The sequence below is a fragment of the Nonomuraea sp. NPDC051191 genome (assembly GCF_044455665.1).
Taxonomy (GTDB): Bacteria; Actinomycetota; Actinomycetes; order Streptosporangiales; family Streptosporangiaceae; genus Nonomuraea.
Window position 1 is genome coordinate 602,095 of record NZ_JBITEZ010000002.1, and the last position, 22,698, is coordinate 624,792.

Annotated in this window: 22 protein-coding genes; 14 read left to right on the forward strand and 8 right to left on the reverse strand. The window is 72.8% G+C overall.

The window, feature by feature from the left end:
• Positions 1–54 precede the first annotated feature (54 nt).
• Positions 55–834, reverse strand: a complete 780-nt coding sequence (locus tag ACIA8R_RS07380) for a phytanoyl-CoA dioxygenase family protein (protein ID WP_357706654.1) — start codon at positions 832–834, stop codon at positions 55–57.
• A 41-nt stretch (positions 835–875) separates the two neighbouring features.
• On the opposite strand from ACIA8R_RS07380, the gene ACIA8R_RS07385 reads away from it, so the two are divergent.
• Complete coding sequence (locus tag ACIA8R_RS07385; protein WP_397037115.1) at positions 876–1,796, forward strand: helix-turn-helix domain-containing protein; 921 nt, start codon at positions 876–878, stop codon at positions 1,794–1,796.
• A gap of 17 nt (positions 1,797–1,813) precedes the next feature.
• On the opposite strand, the gene ACIA8R_RS07390 is transcribed toward ACIA8R_RS07385, so the two are convergent.
• Positions 1,814–2,317: a DUF2087 domain-containing protein gene (locus tag ACIA8R_RS07390; RefSeq protein WP_357706650.1), complete on the reverse strand. Its 504-nt coding sequence runs from the start codon at positions 2,315–2,317 to the stop codon at positions 1,814–1,816.
• Positions 2,318–2,325: 8 nt separating this feature from the next.
• On the opposite strand from ACIA8R_RS07390, the gene ACIA8R_RS07395 reads away from it, so the two are divergent.
• Positions 2,326–2,889, forward strand: coding sequence for a hypothetical protein (locus tag ACIA8R_RS07395; protein ID WP_397037117.1), 564 nt, complete (start codon positions 2,326–2,328; stop codon positions 2,887–2,889).
• Between the two features lie 131 nt (positions 2,890–3,020).
• Here the strand turns inward: ACIA8R_RS07395 and ACIA8R_RS07400 are convergent, their stop codons facing one another.
• Genes ACIA8R_RS07400 through ACIA8R_RS07410 form a run of 3 tightly spaced genes read right to left on the reverse strand, consistent with a single transcriptional unit; the run spans position 3,021 to position 7,367 of the window.
• Positions 3,021–5,528 carry a DEAD/DEAH box helicase gene (locus ACIA8R_RS07400; protein ID WP_397037341.1) on the reverse strand — a complete coding sequence of 836 codons (2,508 nt, stop codon included), beginning with the start codon at positions 5,526–5,528 and terminating at the stop codon, positions 3,021–3,023.
• Positions 5,525–6,064, reverse strand: a complete 540-nt coding sequence (locus ACIA8R_RS07405) for a GNAT family N-acetyltransferase (protein WP_397037119.1) — start codon at positions 6,062–6,064, stop codon at positions 5,525–5,527. The genes ACIA8R_RS07400 and ACIA8R_RS07405 overlap by 4 nt, the downstream gene beginning before the upstream one ends.
• A gap of 37 nt (positions 6,065–6,101) precedes the next feature.
• The gene (locus ACIA8R_RS07410; RefSeq protein ID WP_397037121.1) at positions 6,102–7,367 is read right to left on the reverse strand and encodes an acyltransferase; all 1,266 of its coding nucleotides are present in this window, start codon (positions 7,365–7,367) and stop codon (positions 6,102–6,104) included.
• Between the two features lie 186 nt (positions 7,368–7,553).
• Between ACIA8R_RS07410 and ACIA8R_RS07415 the strand changes: the two genes are divergently transcribed.
• Positions 7,554–8,801, forward strand: a complete 1,248-nt coding sequence (locus tag ACIA8R_RS07415; RefSeq protein WP_357706645.1) for a sensor domain-containing protein — start codon at positions 7,554–7,556, stop codon at positions 8,799–8,801.
• Entirely contained in the window at positions 8,792–9,439 is a 648-nt protein-coding gene (locus ACIA8R_RS07420; RefSeq protein WP_358285518.1) for a response regulator transcription factor, read from the forward strand. Before ACIA8R_RS07415 ends, ACIA8R_RS07420 begins: the two co-directional genes overlap by 10 nt.
• Before the next feature lie 142 nt (positions 9,440–9,581).
• Here ACIA8R_RS07420 and mihF read toward each other — a convergent pair whose 3' ends face one another.
• The 3 genes from mihF to ACIA8R_RS07435 form a co-directional block, all read right to left on the reverse strand.
• The gene (gene mihF, locus ACIA8R_RS07425; protein ID WP_043641121.1) at positions 9,582–9,887 is read right to left on the reverse strand and encodes an integration host factor, actinobacterial type; all 306 of its coding nucleotides are present in this window, start codon (positions 9,885–9,887) and stop codon (positions 9,582–9,584) included.
• Positions 9,888–9,989: 102 nt separating this feature from the next.
• Positions 9,990–10,394, reverse strand: coding sequence for a heme-binding protein (locus ACIA8R_RS07430; RefSeq protein ID WP_397037124.1), 405 nt, complete (start codon positions 10,392–10,394; stop codon positions 9,990–9,992).
• A gap of 108 nt (positions 10,395–10,502) precedes the next feature.
• Positions 10,503–11,738, reverse strand: coding sequence for an ROK family protein (locus ACIA8R_RS07435; RefSeq protein WP_397037126.1), 1,236 nt, complete (start codon positions 11,736–11,738; stop codon positions 10,503–10,505).
• 23 nt (positions 11,739–11,761) lie between these two features.
• On the opposite strand from ACIA8R_RS07435, the gene ACIA8R_RS07440 reads away from it, so the two are divergent.
• From ACIA8R_RS07440 to rbsK, 10 genes are all read left to right on the forward strand, one after another.
• Positions 11,762–12,988 carry an MFS transporter gene (locus ACIA8R_RS07440; protein WP_357706640.1) on the forward strand — a complete coding sequence of 409 codons (1,227 nt, stop codon included), beginning with the start codon at positions 11,762–11,764 and terminating at the stop codon, positions 12,986–12,988.
• Positions 12,989–13,294: 306 nt separating this feature from the next.
• A complete protein-coding gene (locus ACIA8R_RS07445) occupies positions 13,295–14,326 on the forward strand; it encodes a LacI family DNA-binding transcriptional regulator (RefSeq protein WP_357706639.1) in 1,032 nt (343 codons plus the stop codon).
• Entirely contained in the window at positions 14,323–15,237 is a 915-nt protein-coding gene (locus tag ACIA8R_RS07450) for a sugar ABC transporter permease (protein WP_357706638.1), read from the forward strand. Before ACIA8R_RS07445 ends, ACIA8R_RS07450 begins: the two co-directional genes overlap by 4 nt.
• The gene (locus ACIA8R_RS07455) at positions 15,234–16,052 is read left to right on the forward strand and encodes a carbohydrate ABC transporter permease (protein ID WP_357706637.1); all 819 of its coding nucleotides are present in this window, start codon (positions 15,234–15,236) and stop codon (positions 16,050–16,052) included. Before ACIA8R_RS07450 ends, ACIA8R_RS07455 begins: the two co-directional genes overlap by 4 nt.
• A 12-nt stretch (positions 16,053–16,064) precedes the next feature.
• Positions 16,065–17,375: an ABC transporter substrate-binding protein gene (locus tag ACIA8R_RS07460; protein ID WP_397037129.1), complete on the forward strand. Its 1,311-nt coding sequence runs from the start codon at positions 16,065–16,067 to the stop codon at positions 17,373–17,375.
• A complete protein-coding gene (locus ACIA8R_RS07465) occupies positions 17,372–18,337 on the forward strand; it encodes an ADP-ribosylglycohydrolase family protein (RefSeq protein WP_397037131.1) in 966 nt (321 codons plus the stop codon). The genes ACIA8R_RS07460 and ACIA8R_RS07465 overlap by 4 nt, the downstream gene beginning before the upstream one ends.
• Positions 18,338–18,343: 6 nt before the next feature.
• Entirely contained in the window at positions 18,344–19,303 is a 960-nt protein-coding gene (locus tag ACIA8R_RS07470) for an ADP-ribosylglycohydrolase family protein (protein ID WP_357706632.1), read from the forward strand.
• On the forward strand, positions 19,300–20,439 hold the full coding sequence (locus ACIA8R_RS07475) for an ADP-ribosylglycohydrolase family protein (RefSeq protein ID WP_397037133.1): 1,140 nt from the start codon (positions 19,300–19,302) through the stop codon (positions 20,437–20,439). Before ACIA8R_RS07470 ends, ACIA8R_RS07475 begins: the two co-directional genes overlap by 4 nt.
• Positions 20,436–21,776: an ADP-ribosylglycohydrolase family protein gene (locus ACIA8R_RS07480; RefSeq protein WP_397037135.1), complete on the forward strand. Its 1,341-nt coding sequence runs from the start codon at positions 20,436–20,438 to the stop codon at positions 21,774–21,776. Before ACIA8R_RS07475 ends, ACIA8R_RS07480 begins: the two co-directional genes overlap by 4 nt.
• Complete coding sequence (gene rbsK / locus ACIA8R_RS07485) at positions 21,773–22,666, forward strand: ribokinase (RefSeq protein ID WP_397037137.1); 894 nt, start codon at positions 21,773–21,775, stop codon at positions 22,664–22,666. The genes ACIA8R_RS07480 and rbsK overlap by 4 nt, the downstream gene beginning before the upstream one ends.
• Positions 22,667–22,698: the final 32 nt, after the last annotated feature.

The following is a 22,698-nucleotide window of genomic DNA, read 5'->3' on the forward strand; positions in this document are numbered from 1 at the left end:
GCGGCACACCGGCGGGCGCCCCGGCCGGTGTCCCGCCCGGTGATGTGAGTGCGGTCAGTGGGGGCCGGTGGCTTCGGTGCCGCAGGGGCCGCCCCCGGTGGACGGCTCCAGGAGCACGCGCTCCCCGTCCATCGTCAGCGTCTCGTAGTAGGCCGAGATGCGCTCGGCCGAGCGGCCGGTGTAGTGGCAGATGAAGCTGCGCCTGAACCGGTCGGCCGTGGTGTTGGGCTCCGACCCGTGCACCAGGCTGCCGTTGAAGAACAGCACGTCGCCGGGCCGCATGTCCACGGGCGCCCGTTCCAGGCCCGGGGGCGGCGGGACGTACTCGCGGGTGAAGGAGAGATCCTGGTCGGCCTCCTCGGGACAGAACAGGTCCATCAGATGGGTGCCGGGGACCACCTCCAGGCCGCCGTTGGCGCGGTCGACCTGGTCGAGCGCCACCCAGACGGCCACGCACGTGCCCGGCTCGACGCGCAGGTAGAAGTTGTCCTGGTGCAACGCCTGCCCCCGGGCCCCCGGCGGCTTGAAGTAGAACATGCTCTGGGCTGCTATCGGCTCTTCGCCGAGCAGCTCGCGCAGGATCTCGGCGAAGCGGGCGTCGAGCAGGTAGCGCAGGGCGACGTCGTTCACCTGGTGGGGGTGCATGATCCGGGGGTAGTCGCGCAGGACGTCGTAGGGGGCGCCCGGATCCTGGGGGCGAGGGGTGAAATGTCCGGGGATCGGGCCGCCGGCGTGCAGGGCCATGAACTCCTCGCGCAGCTCGGCCACCTCCTCCGGAGCCAGCAGCGCGGGGACGAGCACGTACCCCCGGTCGTGGAAGTCGTTCAGCCTCATGCCCTTCACGGTAGGGACCCGGCTCGTGGGACGGTATGACCGTGACCGCTGAGAACCTGTCTGTTCCTGCTGCCGAGCTGACGATCGTGGGCCACTTCGACCAGCCGGCCGGCTACGGCGCGCGCCGCCCCCACGGTTCGCCGAGCTGGCTCCTGCTGTGGACCCAGGCGGGGGAGGGGCGCGTCGAGCAGGCGGGGGCGGCGTTCACCGTGCGGGAGGGGGATCTGGCGGTGCTCGGGCCGGACTCGCCGCAGCGCTACCGGGTCGCGCCGGGGGCGGAACGGTGGCGGTTCTGGTGGGTGCACTTCCAGCCGCGTCCCTCCTGGACGGGCTGGCTCGCGCCGTACGCCGTGGCCACCGGCTGTCACCTGGTCGAGGGCGTGCCCGCGGGGGTGCGTGAGCGCGTCGACCGGGCCTTCGGCCGCGCACTCCAGGACGCCCGCTGGATCCCGGGCGACGCCACGCCCACCGGTCCACCCACAGGCCCGCCCACCGGTCCGCCCGCCGCGACCGCGCCGCCGCCGGCGGTCGTCAGGTCGGGCCCCGCGCGTGAGCTGGTGCTCGGCGCGGTGGAGGAGGTGCTGGTGCTGGCCACGGCCTCGGCCGGAGCCGTGCCCGCGCCCGGGTCCGAGGACGGCGACGAACGGGTGCGCCGCGCGCTCGACCTCATCGCCGCCGAGCCCGGCGCCCGGCACTCGGTCGCCTCGCTGGCCCGGGCCGTGGCGCTGTCGCCGTCGAGGTTCGCGCACGTGTTCGCGGCCCGGACCGGCCAGACCCCGATGGGCGCCGTACGGAAGGCGCGGGTGCGGCACGCCGCGAGCCTGCTGGAGGTGACCGACCTGGACGTCGGCCAGGTGGCGGCCGCCTCGGGCTTCGTCAGCCCGTTCCACTTCAGCCGCGCCTTCAGGCGCGAGTACGGCCTCCCGCCCCGCGACTACCGCGCCCGCCTGCGCCGCCCCTGACCGCGCTCATTCCGGCATCACACCTCGACCGGCCCGCCGCTGCGCCAGTAGACGTTGCCCTCCCTGGACAGCATCCCCTCGTCCACCAGGTAGCGGCGCAGCGCCGCGAAGTCGTCGTGGAAGGCCCGCAGAGCCACGTTGACGTCCTTCTCCGGGTAGCGCACGCCGGGCTCGAACACCCGCGAGATGTAGCGCAGCACGACCAGCCGCTTGTCGCGGCGCATGCCCATGGTGGTCAGCCGGCCGTCGACCAGGAACGTGCGCAGCACCCGCTCCTCGGCGCTCAGCTCGGCGGGGGGCTCGGCCTGCTCCCGCAGCAGCTCGCGGAACCGCTCCGGCCGCGCCCGCCACTTGCCGTCGTCGCCGCGCTCGGCCAGGCCGCCGCTGGCCAGGCGGTCGAGGGCCTTCGGGGGCAGATCGCCGGTGTCACCGAGCACCAGGGACGCGAGTGCGCGCAGGGTGTCGTCCTGACAGAGCAGCCCGAGCACGCGTCTGAGGTTTTCGTCGCTCACCCCTACCATTTTGTCCCATGATCACAGCACTGTTCGTCGCGGCCAGCCTGGCCATCCCGGGCAACTTCCTGCTGTACGAGAAGGCCGCCGCCAAGAAGGACCCCAACCCCGAGCACAGCTGGACGGTGTCGGGCAAGAAGAACGCGCAGCTCGTCGTGAACCCGTGCCAGAAGGCCGGGCTGGGCCTGGCCGGTCGCACGGCGGCCAGGACGATCGTGTACACGTCGGTGCCCGACTACTCCAAGTCCGAGCAGGTGATCCTCTACTCCTCGCCGGAGGCCGCCGGCAAGGCGGTCGGCGACCTCAGGACGGCCGTACGGACCTGCGGCACCGCGGGCTACCGGTACAGCGTCGCCAAGCTGGCGCTCGGCGACGAGGGCCTGCAGGTCGTCGGCCAGGCCTACTCCCACGGCAAGCCCGCCGTCGGCGGCGAGCGGGCCGTCGTGACCCGCCGCGCGAACGCCCTGATCCTCTACACGGCCGGCGGTGAGTGGGGCAAGCCCGCCAAGTCCGACTTCAGGCAGCAGCGCAAGGACGCGGGCACGATGCTCGCCAAGGTCTGCGACCTGGCGGAGTGCTGAATGTCTCGATCTTGAGACATCGTCATGACCGGACGCCTAACTTCGCCGCCTGACAATGAAGCGACAAGCCGGTGCCGGAACGCCCTTGCCAGTCCGTTCCGGCACACGGCTTGTTCTCTTTCGCGGAGCCTCTAGAGCCGGTTGAGCCCCAGCACGTGCAGCACGGCCCGGCCCTCCTCGTCGGAGGCGGTCAGGTCGACCTGGGCGTCGATGCCCCAGTCGCCGTCGCCGGCCGGGTCCTTGACCGTCTGGCGCACCCGCCACAGGCCGCTCTCCTCCTCGATCCGCAGCAGCGCGGGCCCGCGCGCGTCGGCGTCGGTGAAGATCTCCTCGTGCTCGGCGTAGTACGCGTCGAGCGCCGCGCCCCAGTCGACGTCGGGGGCCAGCTCCTCCAGCTCGTCCTCCTTCTCGATGGCGCACAGCTCGACCAGCCGGAACATGGCGTTGCGCACCAGCACGCGGAAGGCCCGCGGGTTGGCCGTGACCGGCCGCACCTTGGTCTCCAGCTGCGCCTGGCGCTCCAGCGCCTCCTCGGGGTTGGTGAGCTTCTCCCACTCGTCGATCAGCGAGGAGTCGACCTGCCGGACCAGCTCGCCCAGCCACTCGATCAGGTCGACCAGGTCCTCGGTCTTCAGGTGCTCCGGGACCGTGCGCGACAGCGTGCGGTAGGCGTCGGCCAGGTAGCGCAGCACCGTGCCCTCGGAGCGGGCCAGCTCGTAGAACTGGATGTACTCGCCGAACGTCATGGCCCGCTCGAACATGTCGCGCACCACCGACTTCGGGCTGACGGTGTAGTCGCCGACCCACGGGTGGCCGCGCCGGTAGGTCTCGTACGCCCCGAGCAGCAGGGTGTCGAGCGGCATCGGGTACATGACCTCGGCGAGCGCCTCCATGCGCTCTTCGTACTCCATGCCGTCGGCCTTCATCTGGGCGACCGCCTCGCCGCGCGCCTTCTTCAGCTGGGCCGACAGGATCTGGCGGGGGTCGTCGAGGATGGACTCGACGATCGAGACGATGTCGAGCGCGTACGAGGGCGACTCGCGGTCGAGCAGGTCGAAGGCGGCCAGCGCGAACGTGGACAGCGCCTGGTTGAGCGCGAAGTCCTCCTGCAGCTCGATCGTCAGCCGGGCCCGGCGGCCCTGCTCGTCGGGCTCGGCGAACTGCTCGACGATGCCGCCGGCCAGCAGCGACCGGTAGATGGCGATGGCCTGGCTGATGTGCCGCCGCTGCCACTTGCGGTCTTCGTGGTTGTCGGTGAGCAGGTGTTTCATCGCCTGGAAGCAGTCGCCCGGCCGGTTGATCACGGCCAGCAGCATCGCGTTGCTCACCTTGAAGCGGGAGTTGAGCGGCTCGGGCTCGGCCTGCTGCAGCTTCTCGAACGTCTCCTCGCTCCAGCCGACGAAACCCTCCGGCGGCTTCTTGCGGGCGTAGCCGCGCCGCCGCTTGGGGTCGTCGCCGATCTTGGCCAGCGCCTTGGCGTTCTCGATGTCGTGCTCGGGGGCCTGGCAGGCGACGTAGCCGATGGTGTCGAAGCCGGCGCGGCCGGCCCGGCCGGCGATCTGGTGGAACTCGCGGGCGCGCAGCCGGCGCACCTTGTTGCCGTCGTACTTGGACAGGGCGGTGAACAGGACCGTGCGGATGGGCACGTTGACGCCGACGCCGAGCGTGTCGGTGCCGCAGATGACCTTCAGCAACCCGGCCTGGGCCAGCCGCTCGACCAGCCGCCGGTATTTGGGCAACATCCCGGCGTGGTGGACGCCGATGCCGTGCTTGACCAGCCGCGACAGCGCCCGGCCGAACCGGGTGGTGAACCGGAAGCCGCCGATCATCGCGGCGATGGCCTCCTTCTCGGCCTTGGTCGCCATGTTGATCGACATGAGCGCCTGGGCCCGCTCCATGGCGGCGGCCTGCGTGAAGTGCACGACGTAGACGGGGGCCTGCCCGGTGGTGAGCATCTCCTCCAGCGTCTCGTGCAGCGGCGTCATCCGGTACGAGTACACCAGCGGCACCGGCCGCTCGGCGTGCTTGACCACCGACGTGGGCCGCCCGGTGCGCCTGGTCAGGTCGCGCTCGAACATCGACACGTCGCCGAGCGTGGCCGACATCAGGACGAACTGCACGTCGGGCAGCTCCAGCAGCGGCACCTGCCAGGCCCACCCGCGGTCGGGCTCGGCGTAGAAGTGGAACTCGTCCATGACGACCTGGCCGATGTCGGCCGCCGCGCCGTCGCGCAGGGCCACGTTGGCCAGGATCTCGGCCGTGCAGCAGATGATGGGCGCGCCCGGGTTGACGCTGGCGTCGCCGGTCATCATGCCGACGTTGTCGGTGCCGAAGACGGCGCACAGGTCGAAGAACTTCTCCGACACCAGCGCCTTGATCGGCGCGGTGTAGAACGTGCGCACGTCACGGGTCAGCGCGGCGAAGTGGGCTCCGGCGGCCACCAGCGACTTGCCCGAGCCGGTCGGCGTCGCGAGGATCAGGTTGCTGCCGGAGACGACCTCGATGAGGGCCTCCTCCTGGGCGGGATAGAGCGTGAGCCCCCGTTCGGCGTTCCAGGCGACGAACGCGTCGAATATGGCGTCGGGATCGGCGTCGATCTCTTCCGGCAGGCGGTCAACGAGAAGGCTCACGGTATCTATCCTGCCGAAGATTGCCGCATGGTCGAACCCGCCGCCCCCTGAGGGAGGTCGAGTTGCAGCAGCACGGTGTCGATCCAGCGGCCGTGCTTGAACCCCACGTTCCTCAGCCGTCCCACGTCCTCGAAGCCGAAGGCGGCGTGCAACCGCAGCGAGGCCGGGTCGCCGCCGTCGGCGATCACCGCGATCAGGCAGCGCGCGCCGGTCGCCGGCGCCCGCCGGATCAGCTCGCCCAGCAGCAGGCGGCCGAGCCCGCGGCCGGTGGACCCGGGCGCGAGGTAGATCGAGACCTCCAGGCTGTGGCGGTAGGCGGGCTTGGGCCGGTACTGGCCGAGGTAGGCGTAACCGGTGACCACGCCGTCGTCCTCGGCCACCAGGAACGGCAGCCCCGCCGCCGTGAGCGCCGCCGCCCTGGCCCGCCACTCGCCGGCCTCCGGCGGGACCTCGTCGAACGTGGCCACGCCGCCGGTCACGTAATGGGCGTAGATGGAGGCCACCGCGGGCACGTCGTCCTCGGTCAGGTCGCGAATCATCGTCATGGTCCCCGATTGTGGCCGGGGACGGATTTCGTCGGTGTTACGCGCGGGCCTTGGGCGCCGTCATCAGCAGGCCGCCGAGCACCGCCAGCACCGCCAGGAACGGGCCGCCGCCCGGCGCGAAGCCGCCCACGGTCAGCGTCAGGAGCCCGGCTCCGACCAGCCCGGCGGCCACCAGCATGGCCCCCCGGCCGGCGTTCCCGTACGGCAGCGACGGTGGGGTCTCGAACCTGGCGAACGCCCGTACCAGCCCCCACATGACCAGGCACAACATCCCGAACCACACCGGCCAGCCGGTGAACCAGGACAGGCTGCCCGGCTCCGGCGTCTCCACGCCCAGCAGGACCACGACCACGCCGGTCACGGCGAACAGCGCGGGCATGTGCCACAGGTAGACGGTCATGATCCGCGGGCCGGCCCAGTCCAGGACGCGGCGCAGGGGCAGCCGGACCAGCCAGGGGCGCAGCAGCACGGCCAGGCCGATCTGGCCGACGCCGACGGCCAGGATGGCCAGCGTGGGCGGGGCCATGTTGGACACCTCGGCGCCGGGCAGGCCGATCATGCTGCCGGGGTAGGGGCCGAACCCGACCAGCAGCGCCGCCACGCCGAACCCGCCGGCCGCCAGCAACCCGGCCATCCGCACCCGGCCCTCGGCGTAGAAGAAGCCGATCTGGTGCACGGCCAGCCACACGAAGACGATGTTCAGGTAACCGGCCGCCTCCAGGCCGGTGGAGAAGCGCACCACGTCCGTCAGCGCCGCCCCGGCCGCCAGCGCGACGGGGACGAGCACGCCGAACCTGCGGTGCAGACGCAGCGCGTACGGCGTGACCGTGACCGCGATCAGGTACACGGCCAGGAACCACAGCAACTGCCCGGTCAGCTTGGCGCCCACCTCCAGCGGCTGCTCCGGCACCCCCAGCGTGAGCAGCACGTGGGGCAGCGGGATCCACACCGCCGCCAGCGGCAGCAACGGCCAGGCGAGCCTGCGCAGGCGTCCGGCCAGCCACTCCTGGTCGCTCTTGGCCGACCGGCCGCGGCTGATCGCGTTGGCCGCCCCGCCGGCGAAGAACACCAGCGGCATGACCTGGCTGAGCCACGTCACCACCCACACCCCCGGCGTGGACAGCGCGTTGCCCGTGGTCAGCCGGCCGCCCTCGTAGGACAGGACGGGGATCGTCCAGTGCTGGAGCACGATGAGCGCCATGCCGAGCACGCGCAGCAGGTCGATGAACGGGTCCCGCGCCGTCGCGCGCGGCGCCCGGACCGGCGCCTGTACCGGCGCCGGACGATCGAGCAGGACGGTCATGGGGAGCCTCGTTTCGAGCGGGGGAGCGGATGACTCAAGGCTTCCGTCCCGGGGGCTCGCGCACATTGCCGCAGGCCGCACTCTTCAGGTCAAGATCACACCACCCCCGGTGGTAGGGCTGGCCCTACCACCGGACGCCTGCGTACCGGCTCGTACCGCTCCGCCGGGGGACTTAGCCTTCATTGCATGCGCTCCCTGATGAGGCGTGTCCTTCTCGACACCCGCTACACGCTGGTCGGATTCCCGACGGCCGTCATCGGCTTCGTGATCATGATTGCCGGTTTCGCCGCGGGCGTCGGCACCGCGGTCGTGTGGATCGGCGTGCCGCTGCTGGCCGGCACGCTCCTGGTGGCGAGGGGCTTCGCCGACGCCGAGCGCGGCTGGCTGTCCGACGTGCTCAAGCGGCCGCCCGTACGGCCGCGCTACCGTCCGGCGCCGGAGGGGGCGGGGCGCTTCCGCCGGATCGTCAACCCGCTGACCAACGGCCAGTCGTGGCTGGACCTGCTGCACGGCGTCCTGAACTTCCCGTTCGCCGTCCTGGCGTTCGTGCTGACCGTGGTGTTCTGGGCGATCCCGATCCTCGGGCTGACCTACCCGCTCTACGGCCTGATCACCTCGCGCATCCCCGGCAACATGGAGCTGCCCCAGCTGCTCGGGATCGGCACCGGCTACGTCGTGAACACGATCTTCTACGTCTCGCTCGGCCTGGTGTTCGCCTTCATCATGCCGTTCATGGTGCGCGGGGCCGCGCTGGTCAGGGCCGGGCTCGGCCGGGCGCTGCTGACCGGCGTCGCCGAGCTGCAGGAGCGCATCGACGACCTGGCCGAGGGCCGGGCGGCGGCCGTCTCCGCCGAGGCCAACGCGCTGCGCAAGCTGGAGCGCGACATCCACGACGGCCCGCAGCAGCGCCTGGTCTCGCTGGCCATGGAGCTGTCCAGGGCGCAGCGGCAGCTCGCCAAGGACCCGCAGGCCGCCTCGGCCACGATCGGCGAGGCGATCAGCGCCACCCGCGAGACGCTCGACGAGCTGCGCGCCCTCTCGCGCGGCATCGCGCCGCCCATCCTGTCCGACCGCGGCCTCGCGCCCGCCCTGGCGGCCCTGGCCGGCCGCTGCACGGTGCCGGTCGACCTCGACGTGCAGACCGTGGGCCGCTTCCAGGCGGCGACCGAGAACGCGATCTACTTCGTCTGCGCGGAAACCCTCACCAACGTGGCCAAACACAGCCGCGCGACCATCTGCACGGTCCAGCTCGCCCGCATCGGTGACGTCCTCATGCTCACGATCGGGGATGATGGGGTGGGCGGCGCACACGTCGCCAAGGGACACGGCCTGGCCGGTCTGGCCGACCGGCTCCGCGCCGTTGACGGGGAGCTCACCGTTCGGTCGCCGGACGGCGGGCCGACGGTGATCGTGGCGGAGGTGCCGTGCGGGTAGTCGTGGCCGATGACGCGGTTCTGATCAGGGAGGGCCTGGTCAGGCTGCTGGAGGAGTTCGGCTGCGAGGTGGTCGCCACCGTGGGGGACGGCGACGCCCTCGTGGAGGCGATCGTCGAGCACAGACCCGACGTGTCGGTGGTCGACGTGCGCATGCCGCCGTCGTTCACCGACGAGGGGCTGCGGGCGGCGGTCGAGGCCCGGCGCAGGGTGTCCGGCGCCCCGGTGCTCATCCTGTCGCAGTACGTCGAGGTCTCCTACGCCGACGACCTGCTCGCCGACGCCCGTGGCGCGGTGGGCTACCTGTTGAAGGACCGGGTCGTCGACGTCGACGAGTTCCTGGAGGGGCTGCGGCGGGTGGCGGCGGGGGGCACCGTGTTCGATCCGCAGGTGGTGTCCCAGTTGATGGTCCGCAGACGCAAGGACGACCCGCTGGCGCAGCTCACGCCGCGCGAGCGCGAGGTGCTCGGGCTGATGGCCGAGGGCAAGTCCAACCCGGCCATCGGGCGGCAGCTCGTCATCAGCGACGGCGCCGTGGAGAAGCACATCAGGAGCATCTTCAACAAGCTCGGCCTCTACGCCGACGACAGCGACCAGCATCGCCGCGTGCTCGCCGTGCTGGCCTACCTGCGGTCCTGACCTCCCCTGAGATCGACTGCCTGAGGTTGACCCCTCGGCCGGGCCCGCCGTGGAGCGCTCGCCGCTCTCCGGCCCCTCCTGGCCCTACGAGGGGTCGCCGGCCGGCCCGCGCGCCGTGGCGCGCGGACCCGGCCGCCCGGTTCTAGCCGAGCGCGTCGACCAGCTTCTTGCGCTGCTGGGCGCCCAGGCCGCCGAGACGGCGCTTCTCGTCGACGCCGGCCTCCTCCATGAGCGCGGTGGCCTTGGCCGGGCCGACGCCCTTGACCGCGCGCAGGGCCTGGGACACCTTGATCTTCTTCGCGATGTCGTCGTCGCGCTCCAGGAGCTGGGCGAAGGTCAGCTCGCCCGCCTTGACCTTGGCGAGCAGGGCCGTGCGGGCCGCGCGGGCCTCGGCCGCCTTCGCCAGAGCCGCCTGACGCTGCTCGGGGGTGAGAGTGGGAAGTGCCATCTCGTTTCTCTCCTCGGGGAGTTGGGTTCGGGAAAGTGTTTCCCGTGGTGCAGTGGCTAATCATGGCGGATACCAGCGGTTCGTGTTGCGGAAAGCGCCCGCTCAACGAGTCCGCCACACCAGGGCGGCCGCTTCGGCGCACGCCACGTCCTGGGCGATCGTGCCGCCGCTGACCCCTACGCCGCCGACCACGCGTTCCCCTTCGCCGTAGTCCGCCCAGAGGGGGACACCACCTCCAAAACAGACAAATCGGTCACCCGTCAGGCCGAAGAGCTCCCCTCCCGGCGCCACCAGCGGAGCCAGGTCGGCGGTGGCCGTGCGAAGGGCCACCGACGTGTACGCCTTGCCCGGCGCGAGCACCGGCCCGGCGATCTCCGCACCCGCCATACGCTGGAAAGACACCAGATGTCCGCCCCCGTCCACGACCGCCACGGAGACCAGCGCGCCCTCCCGGACGGCCTGCTTCAGAGCGGCCTCGGTCATGCGGAGCGCGAGTTCCAGATCCATGCGTTCCCACCCCCGTCGATGGTCGTGAGCGCGCCGGGCTCTTCCATCCGTACAGCGGCGGGGCCGGGGCCCGCAAGATCGCCTGGTCGGGGCTCGTACGGCCGAGCGCTATTGCAGGATTTTCTGCTTTGGGGTGGAATGCGTCACATTTCGTGATCCGGGCGTGTCGGCGCCCTGGTCGGGGCCTGTTTCACGCCATCTCTCCAGCCCTTCGGGGGTCAGGAAGGCGTCGAAGACCGACTCCATGGCCCCCAGCAGCGTGCCGCGCCAGCCGAGCGCGGCGGCCTCGATCCGGGGCGGGCGCTCCCGCCGGATGGCCATCAGCGCGGGAGCGCAGGAGCCGGTCAGGGCCTCGCCCGCGCGCTCCAGCAGCGCGGGGCCGTGCCCGGAGAGCGTGACGACCTCGGGATCGTGGGCGTTGACCAGGGCGGCGATGCCCAGGCCGAGCGCGCGGGCCCCCGCCTCGACCGCCTCCCGGCTGCCGGCCAGCACCTCCTCCGCCTGCGCGCGGCCCCGGCCGCCGCCGTAGGCCAGGCCCACGTGGCGCAGCAGCGCGTTCGCGCCCACCTCCTGGCCCCAGCAGCCGGTCGCGCCGCACGCGCACGGCCGGTCGCCGCCGCCCAGCGGCATGTGGCCGAACTCGGCGCCGGGGCCGCTCGCGCCGTCCAGCGGCCGGCCGTCCACGACGAGGACGCCGCCGAGGTCGAAGTCCACGTGCAGGTGCAGGCCCAGCCGTACGCCGCGCAGCCGTCCCCGGCGGGCCTCGGCCAGGGCGGCCAGGCCCGCGTCGTTGCCCACCACGACCGGGTCCGGGCCGGACGCCCGCCGGCCGAGGGCCAGCAGCCGGGGCACGTCCACCGACCGCCAGCCCAGGTGGGCGATGTCGACCAGCCCGTCGTGCCGGACCGGGCCCGCGAGCGCCACCCCGAGGCCCACCACCCGCCGCGACAGGTGGTCGGACACCGCCTGGCCCAGCGAGGCCAGGGCGCCTTCCGGGGTGCCGTCGTGCGGCTGGACCTCCAGGACGCTCACCCGTCCGCCCAGCTCGCACGCCGCCAGCTCCCAGGCGTCCTCGCGCACGTCGGCGGCCAGGGCCAGCGGGCCCCGCGGGTGGGGGCCGGGCACCTGCGTGGGCCGTCCCCTGGTGTGCCCGGCGGCGGGCTCCTCGTGCAGCAGGGCGTCCTCGGCCAGGCCGGCGACGAGCACCGACGCCGTGCCCCTGGCCAGGTTCAGGTCGCGGGTGAGCTGCGACCTGGTACGGGTCGCCCCGCAGTCGTGCACGGCGCGCAGCAGCCGGACCCGGTTGTGCGCGCGAAGTTCGCCGCTCGTCGTAGCACTTCTCACACCTCACAGCTTATGCTCTTGGCGTGAACAAAAGCCTCATTGATGCCAAACGGGCTCGTGTCGGAGTCTTCGGTCTCTTCACTCTCAGCGGATTCGTGATGGGTCTGTGGGCGGCCGGGCTGCCCTCGTTGAACGACCGCCTCGGCCTCGGCGCCGCCAGACTGGGCACCGTCCTGCTGTTGATCTCCGGTGGCGCGCTGGTGTCGATGCTGGTGGCCGGGCGGCTGGTGGACAGGTGGTCGAGCCGGCGGGTGTGCTGGGTCGGCGGGCCGCTGTCGGCCGTGCTGCTCCTCGGGCCCGCGCTGGCGCCCTCGTACGGGGCGCTGATGGCGCTGGCGCTGCTGTTCGGGATCGGGCTGGGGGTGGTCGAGGTCGCCATCAACGCCCACTCCGTCGAGGTCGAGCGGGTCTACGGCCGGCCGATCATCTCGGCCTTCCACGGCACGTGGAGCCTGGGCGGGGCGGCCGGGGGCCTGCTGACGTCCCTCGTGCTGCGGATGGCGATCGACCCGCAGGCGCTGCTGGTGACGGCGGCGATCGTGGTGCCGTTCCTGTACCTGCTGGCCTGCCGCCTGCTCCTGCCCGACGCCGCCCGGCAGGCCGGCGAGGAGGCGGACGGCGGTGAGAGTGGCGGCACGCTGAAGTGGGCGCTCATCGCGCTGCTCGGGGTCGCGGCCTTCGCCGGGCACCTGAGCGAGGGCGCCGCCATCGACTGGGCCGCGCTGCACGCCCGCTGGGTGCTGAACACCGACCCGGCCGCCGCGCCGCTCGCCTACACGATCTTCTCGGTCGCCATGACGACGATCCGCCTGCTCGGCGACCCGATCAGGGCCCGGCTCGGCTCGGTGCGCACGATCCAGCTCGCCGGCGGCTTCGCCACCCTGGGGTACGTCCTGGTGCTCGGCGCGCCGGTCTTCGGCGGGGCGCTGCGCGTGGTGTGCGCGTGGACCGGCTGGGCGCTGGCGGGCGTGGGGCTGGCCACGGTCGTGCCGGTGCTGTTCAGCGCGGTCGGCGCGGCGGGCGGTCCGGTGGGCCGCGCGCTGGCCATGGTGACGGCCTTCGGCTACAGCGGGCTGCTGCTCGGCCCGGCGGTCCTCGGGTACGTGGCCGAGGCGACGAAGTCGCTGCCCGTGGCGCTGATCATCCCGGCCGTCCTGGCCGCCGTCGTCGCGCTCAGCGGCGCCCCGGCGATCCGCTCGCTCACCGGGCGGACGGCCCCCGCGCCCGTCCCCGCCGAACGTCCCGCGTAACCCCGGCGGGCGCCCACTGCCGCCGACCCTCGCGCGCCCGCCGTCACGGGCCGTCGCGCGCCCGCCGCCAAGGGCCCTTGTGCGCCCGCCGCCAAGGGTCCTTGTGCGCCCGCCGTCACGGGTCCTTGTGCGCCCGCTTCCCCGAGCCCGGGGGAGTGGGCGCTCTTCTTTTGCCGATATGCCCGCTGACCTGGCGTTATGGGATCGTGACTTGACCCCGAAGTTACGGGCCGGTTTCATGTGCGAAACACGGTAAACGTTTACAGACACTTTCCCGTAAACGTTTACCTTCTTGGAAGGACAGCCTTGGCCGACGGACCCACGATCACCACGATCGCCGAGCGCGCCGGTGTCTCGATCGCCTCCGTCTCGCGGGTCCTCAACGGCCTGCCGACCAGGCAGGAGACCGTGCGCAAGGTGATGGCCGCCGCCGACGAGCTGGGCTACGTGCGCAACGCCGTGGCCAGGTCGCTCAAGTCCCGGCGCACCCACCAGGTGGCCTTCGCCATGGCCGACGTCGGCAACCCCGCCTACCTGGCGATGCTGCGTCAGATCCAGCCGGTGCTCAAGGCGGCCGGCTACCGGCTCGTGCTGCACTCGACCGACGCGGTCGTGGCCGACGAGATCGACGTGCTGCACAGCCTGGGCGAGCGGTACGTGGACGGGCTGATCATGAGCCCGCTCCGGGTCACCGACGCCCACCTGCAGATGCTGGCCGCGGCCAGGGCGCCTGTCGTGATCATCGGCACGGTGCCGGAGGGCACGCCGGTGGACAACGTGCGGGCCGACTCGCGTACCGGCGTCAGGCTCGCCGTCGACCACCTGCACGCGCTCGGCCGCCGGCGCATCGCGCTGGTCAACGGCCCGCCCGACACCTGGCCCGGCGCCTCGCGAGGCGCGGCCTACCGCGAGGCGCTGGAGCAGCTCGGACTGCCCTACGACGACGACCTCGTCCAGATCGGCGACTTCTACCGCGCGCAAGGGGGCCGCGCGGTGGCCGAGCTGCTGGACCGGGCGCCCGACGTCGACGCGCTGATGTGCGCCAACGACCTGATCGCGCTCGGCGCCCTGGACGTGCTGCGCGCGGCCGGCCGCCGGGTGCCCGACGACGTGGCGGTGGTCGGCATGGACGACACCGACCTGGCCGCCGCGTCCTGGCCGTCGCTGTCGAGCGTCTCGCTCGGCTCGGCCGAGCGCGGCAAGGCCGCCGCCGAGCTGCTGCTCGACCGGCTGAACGGCGACGACGCCGCGCCGCGCGTGATCACCGTGCCGCCGCGCCTGGTGGTGCGGGCCTCGACGGCGGGCGAGACCTACGGACATGAGGGAGGCAGGACGTGACCGCGACCGTGACCACGGCGGCACCGCCCCGGCGCCCGCCTTCCCGGCGGCGCCCCAAGTCGCGCAGGAACCGCGAGATGTGGCTGCTCATGCTGCCCGCGCTGGTTCCCGTCGCGCTGTTCAGCATCGGCCCGCTCCTGTACGGCATCGGCCTGGCCTTCACCGACGCCCGCAACACGCGCGTCCACGAGACCAGCTTCGTCGGCCTGGAGAACTTCGGCCGGCTGCTCACCGACGACGACTTCTGGGCCTCGTTCCGGATCGGCGCGATCTGGTCGGTCTCGGTGACCGTGCTGCAGTTCCTGGCCGCGCTCGGCCTGGCCGTGCTGCTCAACCAGAACCTGCGCTTCAGGACCCTGGCCCGGGTGCTCGCGGTGGTGCCGTGGGCGATGCCGCCGGTGGTCATCGGCCTGATGTGGAAGCTCGTCTACCACCCTGACGCGGGCATCCTGAACAGCCTGCTCGGCACGCACGTCAACTGGCTGGCCGACTTCTCGCTCGCGCTGCCCGCGATCATCGTGGTCGGCGTCTGGACCGGCATGCCGCAGACCACCGTCGTGCTGCTCGCGGGCCTCCAGGGCATCCCCAAGGAGCTCTACGAGGCCGGCGAGGTCGACGGCGCCGGCCGCTGGCGGCGGTTCTGGAGCATCACGCTCCCGCAGCTCCGGCCGGTGATCGTGTCGATCACCTCGCTCGACTTCGTGTGGAACATCAACCAGTTCGGCCTGGTCTACGTGCTCACCCAGGGCGGGCCCGGCGGCCAGACCCGGCTGCCCATGCTGTTCGCCTACGAGGAGGCCTTCCGCTACCGGATGGCCGGCTACGCCTCGATGCTCGGCCTGGCCATGGCGATCGTCGTGCTCGCGGTGCTCGGCCTGTACCTGTGGCGCCAGATGAGGGAGACCCGATGAGACGCGCCCCGCAGTACGTCGCGCTGGTCGCGTACATCGTCTTCCTGGCCTTCCCGCTGTTCTGGCTGCTGTCCACGGCGCTGAAGACGCCCCAGGAGATGGCCCTCGCCGACCCGACGTGGATCCCGCGCGAGCCGACCCTGTCCAACTTCTCCGACGCCTTCGGCGAGCAGGACCTGATCGGCGCGGCCGGCCGCAGCCTGGTCGTGGCGCTGTTCAGCAGCGTGATCACGGTGCTGATCTCGCTGCCGGCCTCGTACGCCATGGCCCGCTACCGCAGCCTGCTCAACAAGGTCGCGATCGGGTGGGTGCTGGTCAGCCAGGTCTTCCCGTTCATCCTGATCATCATCCCGCTCTTCATGATCCTTCGGGATCTGGAGCTGGTGAACACCCTGCCGGGGCTCGTCGTCGTGCACGTGACGTTCACGCTGCCGTTCGCGCTGTGGATGCTCCAGGGCTACGTGCGGGCCGTGCCGCGCGAGCTGGAGGAGGCCGCGGCCGTCGACGGCGCGACCCGGCTGCGCTCGATCGCCAGCGTGGTGGCGCCGCTGCTCGCGCCCGGCGTGGTGGCCACGCTGCTGTTCTCTTTCATCTCGTCGTGGAACGAGTTCCTGTTCGCGCTCGTGATCCTCCAGGACCCCGACGTGATGACACTCCCGCTCACGCTGGTGCGGTTCACCGGCCCCGAGGGGGTGGCCAGGCTCGGCCCGCTGGCCGCGGCGTCGCTCATGGCGACGATCCCGAGCCTGATCTTCTTCGCAATCATTCAGCGGCGACTGAAGTCCGGCCTGATGGCCGGCGCCGTGAAGGGCTAGTAGGAGGCTCATATGCGAATCAAGTCCGCATTGGCGGCGGCGGCCGTCGTCGCTCTCGCCGCCGCGTGTGGCAGCAGCGGAGGAGGAGGCGGTGGAGAGGCCGCCTCCTCCGGCGAGCCGGTGAAGCTCAACTTCCTCAGCCTGGCCTGGCAGAAGGAGTCCGTCGCGGCCAACAAGCAGCTCGTCGACGAGTGGAACAAGGCCAACCCGAAGACCCAGGTCACGTACGTGCAGGGCAGCTGGGACAACGTCAACGACCAGCTCGTCACCCAGTTCGCCGGCGGCACCGCGCCCGACGTGATCCACAACGACTCGCCGGCGCTGGCCGGGTTCGCCTCCGACGGCTACCTGCTCGACCTGACGAGCAAGCTGCCCGCCGACCTCAAGGGCGACATCCCGCAGTCGGCCTGGGACACCGTCACCTTCAACGGCGGCAAGGGCGAGCAGGGCGTCTACGGCGTGCCGTTCCTGCAGGAGTCGCAGGTCATCATCGCCAACAAGAAGCTCCTGGACGCCTCCAAGGTGCGCGTCCCGACCGCGGACAACCCGTGGACCTGGGACGAGTTCTCCGAGGCCGCCAAGAAGATGACCAAGGGCGGCACGTTCGGCGTGGCCTGGCCGATGAAGTCGCCGGTCAACAAGACGCTCAACCTGGCGCTCAACTTCGGCGGCACGTTCTTCCAGACCACCGACGGCAAGACCACCGTCAAGGTCGGGCCGGAGGAGCGCGAGGTGCTGCAGCGCATCCACGACCAGCTCTACAAGGACAAGTCGGCCGACCCGGCCGCGCTCGGCCAGGGCACCGCCGACCCGCTGCCCGCCTTCTACAAGGGCAAGTTCGCGCTGCTGCCGGCCGGCGTCTACCTGCGCCAGCAGGTCGCCGAGCAGGCCCCGGACGACTTCGACTGGGTGACGCTGCCCGCGCCGAAGGGCACCAGCGCCCAGCAGGGCGCGGTCTCGCAGACGCTGTCGATCGCCCAGGACAGCAAGCACCCGGACGAGGCCATGAAGTTCATCTCGTTCTTCCTCAACGGCGTCAACCAGGCCAAGCTCGCCAAGGGCGACTGGCTGCTGCCGACCTCGCAGACGGCCGCCGCCGACCCGGCGATGACCACCCAGGAGAACGGCTGGGACGTCGCCACCGCCTCCGCCAAGAACCTGGTCGTGGCCCCGTTCCTGAAGGTGAACGGCTTCGACGAGTGGAAGAGCAAGGTCGCCACGCCGGTCCTCCAGGAGTACTTCGCCAATAAGATCACCATCGACGACGCGGCCAAGCGGCTCGTCGAGGACGGCAACCAGGTCTTGGAGCGGTACCAGCAGTGACTCATCGCCTGAGGGCCCGGGGGTGTCTGCTCGGCCTCGCGGCCGGCGACGCCCTCGGGGCCCCCGCCGAGAACCTGTCGCCGTCGGAGATCCGGCGGCGGTGGGGCCGGCTCACCGAGATCGAAGGGGGCGGCACCGACGACACCGAGTACGCCATCTTCGCCGCCTCGCTGCTCGTCCGGCACGGGCACGCCCTGACCGCGGCCGACGTCGCGCGGGCGTACCGGCGGGAGATCATCCCGTCGGTGACCGGGCCGATGCGCGGCGCCGGCTTCTCCGAGCTGGGCACCATCGAAGCGCTTCGCCGGGGGCTGGAACCCCCGCTGACCGGACGCGTCCACCAGCACGGCTGGTCCGACGGCCTGGCCATGCGGGCGGCCCCGTACGGGATCTTCTGCCCCGGCGACCCGGCCGAGGCCGCCCGCCTGATCGAGCAGGACGGGCTGGTCAGCGGGTCGGGCGAGGGCATACTCGGCGGCCGCGCGGTCGCCGGGGCCGTGGCCGCCGCGATGGCGGGCGGCACGCCCGCGGAGGCGGTGGCGGCCGCGCTGTCGGTGATCCCCGCCGACTCCTGGACGGCCCGCGCGATCGTCAGGGCGCGCGACGTGCTCGCGTCCGGCGCGGGCGACGACCTCGCCCTGATCGAGGCCCTGCACGAGGCCGTCGTGGTCAGGCACTACCCCTGGACCGACCTCGCGCCCGAGGCCGTCGCGCTGGCGCTGGGCGCCGTCCTGGCGGGCGGCGGCGAGGTGGAGGCGACGGTGACGTTCGGGGTGAGCCTGGGCAGGGACGCCGACACGATCGGCGCCATCGCCGGCGCGATCGCCGGCGCCATCCAGGGAGAGCAGGGCGTGCCCGCCCGATGGGCCGCCCAGATCGGCCCGGTGAGCGGGAAATGCCTGCCCGTCGTGGCCGGAAGACACGTGCTGGACGTCGCCGACGAGCTGGCGGAAGGACTGTAGATCATCATGTCGGGGGACAGAATCAGGGGGGCCTTCATCGGGCTCGCCGTGGGCGACGCCGTCGGCTGGCCCGCGGCCAGGCACCGCGCCGCCCTGCACGCGCCCTGGAGCCGGCGCCTGCACCGCGAGCTGGACGCCTTCGCCGAGGAGCACCGGGTCACCACGCTGCCGGTGCCGTTCGCGCTCAACCAGCCGATCGCGCCGCTGGCCGTCGGCCCGTCCGACGACGCCGAATGGCTGGCCTGGACGCTGCTGACGATCGACCGGCCGCGGGCCGCGGCGTTCCGGGAGCTGACCGACGTCCGGGCGCGCATCTCGGTGGCCACCGCGCTGGACAACCTGGCCAGGGGCCTGGAGCCGCCGGCCTCCGGGCACGACAACCCGCACCACTTCGACGACGCCGCCGCCGTACGGGCGGTCGCGTTCGGAGCCCTGGGCAAGGACCCGACCGAGGACGCCCAGGTGACCAACGCGGGCGACGGGCTGCTCGGCGCCCAGGCCATGGCCGCCGCCGTCGCCGCGGCGGTCGCGTCGGGCTCGGTGGGGGAGGCCGTGGAGGCGGCGCTCGCCGTCCTGCCCGAGGACACCGCCATCGGGCACAACGCCCGGGTGGCGCTGGCCGCGGCCAGGAAGGCCGGCGACCCGTTCGGCGCGGTGCCCGCGCTGGACGCCGCGCTGCTCGACCACGTCTACAGCTACGGCGTGGGCGCCGCCCAGACGGTGCCCGTCGCCCTGGCGCTGGCCGAGGCGGCGGGGGGCGACCTCGCCCGCGCCGTCCCGGCCGCCGCCTGCCTGTCCGCGCTCGCCGACTCGGCGCCCGCGCTGACCGGCGCACTGGCGGGGGCCGCCAGTGGGTACGGCGCGATCCCGGAGGGGTGGCTCGCGCCGGCCCGCGCGCTGGCGGGCTGCTGCCTGCCGTCGCTGGCGGGCAAGGATCTGATCGAACTGACGAAGGGAATCGCATGACGCCGCTTGAGGACAGGGCCACTGGCTGCGTGGCGGGGGCGGCGGTCGGAGACGCGCTGGGCGGCGCCACCGAGGGCTGGACTCCCGAACAGATCGTGAACAGGTACGGCGGCCGGGTCGAGGGCATCGTGCCGCCGTACAACGAGGACTGGCGCAACGCCCGGCCGATCGCGCCGTACCACAAGGGCGACGGGCACATCACCGACGACACCCTGATGACGCACGCCCTGATCCGCGTGTACGAGAAGGTCGGCGGGCACCTGGGGGCGTACGCCATGGCCGACCACCTCGTGCCGGAGCTGATGGGCGAGCGGCGGTGGATCCCCGAGCTGGAGGCCGAGGCGCTGCCGCTGCACCGGATCTTCCTGGCCGAGAAGTGGATCGTGGCCCGCCTGCACTACGGGCACGTCGACCCGCGCGAGGCCGGCGTCGGCAACATCGTCAACTGCGGCGCGGCCATGTACGTCGCGCCCGTCGGCATCGTCAACGCCGCCGACCCCGACGCCGCCTACGCCGAGGCCGTCGACCTGGCCGGGGCCCACCAGTCCAGCTACGGACGCGAGGCCGCCGGCGTGATGGCCGCCGCCGTCGCCGAGGCCATGCGGCCGGGCGCCACGGTCGACTCCGTGGTCGCCGCCTGCCTGCGCCTGGCCAAGGACGGCACCCGCGCCGCCATCGAGGCGGTCTGCGAGGCCGCCGCCGGGGTCGGCCACTGGGAGGGCTCGTTCGATACGCTGCGCGCGGCCGTACGGCCCTTCGACACGGTCGCCGACACCTACCGCGACCAGGGCCTCGGCGCGCGCCGGCCGAGCCGGGTGCACAGCATCGAGGAGCTGCCGCTGGCGCTGGGCTTCCTGGTCGCGGCCAAGGGCGACTTCCGCGACACCGTGCTCGGCGGCGTGAACTACGGCCGCGACGCCGACTCGATCGCCTCCATGGGCGGAGCGATCGCGGGCGCCCTCGGGGGGCTGTCCGCGGTGCCCGCGCAGTGGGTGGAGCAGATCGGGGCGGCCAGCCGTACCGACCTGGTGGCGCCCGGCCTGGCCATCGCCGAGGTGGCGCGCCGGGTGCACGCCGACGACCTGGCGCGGCGGCGCGCCCACGAGACCGCCTTCGCCGAGCTGGACGCGCGATGATCAGGCTCACCTGGGTGCAGCCGGAGGACCTGGTGGGCCACGAGCTGCGCCAGGCCGCCGAGGACGGCAGGGGCGACCTGCCGCAGGTGCGCGAGCTGGCCGGACGCTGGCACGCGGCGGGCGGCCACGACGCCCCGCCGCGCGCCGGCGCCTCCGAGGCCGCCGCCGCCCGGCTGCGTCCCCTGGCCGAGAGCCTGCTGGACGAGCTGGCCGCGATCCCGTCGCCGCTGGCCGAGCCGTCCGAGCTGGACGCCATCGTCGCCGCCTGCCCCGGCTGGCCCTCGTCCGGGACGGCCGCGAAGGCCGACCCGGCGCGGCTGCTGGGCGCCTGGCAGGGACGGGCGGCCGGATGCGTGCTGGGCAAGCCGGTGGAGAAGATCCCGCGCGAGGGCATCAGGCAGATCGCCGAGGCCACCGGCAACTGGCCCGTGACCGGCTGGTTCACCGCCGAGGGCCTGCCGGAGGAGATCGCGCGCAGGTGGCCGTGGAACCGGCGCAGCGCGGTCAACTCCCTGGCCGAGAACATCGACGGCATCCCCGAGGACGACGACCTCAACTACCCGCTGCTGGCGCTGTCCGTCCTGGAGCGCCACGGCCGCGGCTTCACCACCGAGGACGTCGCCAAGCTGTGGCTGGACGAGCTTCCGGCCGGCCGGACGTTCACCGCCGAGCGGGTCGCCTACCGCAACCTGCTCGACGGCTTCGAGCCCCCGGAGACGGCCACCCGGCGCAACCCGTTCCGCGAGTGGATCGGCGCCTTCATCAGGACCGACGTCTACGGCTGGGCCAACCCCGGCGACCCCGCCGCGGCCGCCGAGCTGGCCTGGCGCGACGCCCGGCTCACCCACACGGCCAACGGGATCTACGGCGCGATGTTCGTCGCGGCCATGTGCGCCGCCTCGCTGGTCGCCGGCTCGGCCCGGGAGGTCGTCGAGGCGGGCCTGTCGGTGGTGCCGCGGAACTCCCGCCTGCACGAGGCGGTCAGCCTGGCCGCCGCCGACGCCGCCCGCGAGCCGGACTTCGAGCGTGTCATCGACCTGCTGCACCAGCGGCATGGCACGCTGCACTGGGTGCACACGATCAACAACGCCGCCCTGGTCGCCGCCACCCTGATCCACGGGCGGGGCGACTTCACCGCCACGATCGCGGGCGCGGTCGCCGGTGGCTGGGACACCGACTCGGCCGGGGCCACGGCGGGGTCCGTCGCGGGCGCGCTGAACGGCGGCGTGCCGGACCGCTGGCTCATGCGCGACAGCCTGTCCAGCAGCCTGACCGGCTTCGACGGGGTGGGGCTCGGCGAACTGGCGCGACGTACTCAGGAGATGATGGCGTCATGATCTCGGTTTTCGGCAGCGCGAACATGGACCTCGTCGCGTACGTATCTGAAGCCCCCAAGCGGGGTGAGACGGTCACCGGTCACTCGTTCCGGACCGTGCCCGGCGGCAAGGGCGCCAACCAGGCCATCGCCGCGGCCCGCGCCGGTGCGCAGGTGTCCTTCCTCGGCGCGGTCGGCGACGACGGCTTCGGCGCCGAGATGCGCTCCACCCTGGCCGAGGCCGGCGTGGACGTCCACGGCCTGCGCGAGGTGCACGGCCCCAGCGGCATCGCGCACATCGTGGTCGACGACGCCGGCGGCAACTCGATCATCGTCGTGCCGGGCGCGAACGGCACCGTGACCGGGCCGTCCGGCGGCGACCTGGCCACGATCGCCGGGTCGCGGGCCCTGCTGCTCCAGCTCGAACTGCCCATGGAGGCCGTCGTGGCCGCCGCGGAGGCGGCCCGCGTGTCCGGCGTGCCCGCCGTCCTGACCCCGGCGCCCGCCCAGCCGCTGCCCGACGAGCTGCTCGACGCGGTCACCATGATCGTCCCGAACGAGCACGAGGCCGCCGACATCACCGGGCAGGCCGACCCCGAGGCCGCCCTCGACGCGCTCCTCGAACGCGTCGAGGAGGCCGTCATCACGCTGGGCTCGCAGGGCGCGCTCTACGGCTCCCGCTCGGGCGAGCGGCTGCGGGTGCCCGCGATCAGGGTGAAGGCTGTCGACACGACGGCCGCCGGTGACACGTTCGTGGGCGCGCTGTCGGTGGCGCGGGCCGAGGGGCTGGCGCCGGCCGAGGCGCTGCGGTTCGCCTCGGTGGCGGCGGCGCTGTCGGTGCAGCGGGCGGGCGCCAGCACGTCGATGCCGGTCAGGGCCGAGATCGAGGACGCCCTGCGGAAGCTGTCCTAGCCCGTCCCTTGACGTCCGGCCGGGCGTCAAGG

What these genes read in the sequence shown, in the direction of transcription:
- ACIA8R_RS07430 (WP_397037124.1), bottom strand. Translation starts at nt 10,394, where the DNA reads ATGGATCTGGAACTCGCGCTCCGCATGACCGAGGCCGCTCTGAAGCAG.
- ACIA8R_RS07415 (WP_357706645.1), top strand. Translation starts at nt 7,554, where the DNA reads ATGCGCTCCCTGATGAGGCGTGTCCTTCTCGACACCCGCTACACGCTG.
- ACIA8R_RS07380 (WP_357706654.1), bottom strand. Translation starts at nt 834, where the DNA reads ATGAGGCTGAACGACTTCCACGACCGGGGGTACGTGCTCGTCCCCGCG.
- ACIA8R_RS07460 (WP_397037129.1), top strand. Translation starts at nt 16,065, where the DNA reads ATGCGAATCAAGTCCGCATTGGCGGCGGCGGCCGTCGTCGCTCTCGCC.
- ACIA8R_RS07405 (WP_397037119.1), bottom strand. Translation starts at nt 6,064, where the DNA reads ATGACGATGATTCGCGACCTGACCGAGGACGACGTGCCCGCGGTGGCC.
- rbsK (WP_397037137.1), top strand. Translation starts at nt 21,773, where the DNA reads ATGATCTCGGTTTTCGGCAGCGCGAACATGGACCTCGTCGCGTACGTA.
- ACIA8R_RS07390 (WP_357706650.1), bottom strand. Translation starts at nt 2,317, where the DNA reads ATGGTAGGGGTGAGCGACGAAAACCTCAGACGCGTGCTCGGGCTGCTC.
- ACIA8R_RS07480 (WP_397037135.1), top strand. Translation starts at nt 20,436, where the DNA reads ATGATCAGGCTCACCTGGGTGCAGCCGGAGGACCTGGTGGGCCACGAG.
- ACIA8R_RS07410 (WP_397037121.1), bottom strand. Translation starts at nt 7,367, where the DNA reads ATGACCGTCCTGCTCGATCGTCCGGCGCCGGTACAGGCGCCGGTCCGG.
- ACIA8R_RS07395 (WP_397037117.1), top strand. Translation starts at nt 2,326, where the DNA reads ATGATCACAGCACTGTTCGTCGCGGCCAGCCTGGCCATCCCGGGCAAC.
- ACIA8R_RS07455 (WP_357706637.1), top strand. Translation starts at nt 15,234, where the DNA reads ATGAGACGCGCCCCGCAGTACGTCGCGCTGGTCGCGTACATCGTCTTC.
- ACIA8R_RS07475 (WP_397037133.1), top strand. Translation starts at nt 19,300, where the DNA reads ATGACGCCGCTTGAGGACAGGGCCACTGGCTGCGTGGCGGGGGCGGCG.
- ACIA8R_RS07470 (WP_357706632.1), top strand. Translation starts at nt 18,344, where the DNA reads ATGTCGGGGGACAGAATCAGGGGGGCCTTCATCGGGCTCGCCGTGGGC.
- mihF (WP_043641121.1), bottom strand. Translation starts at nt 9,887, where the DNA reads ATGGCACTTCCCACTCTCACCCCCGAGCAGCGTCAGGCGGCTCTGGCG.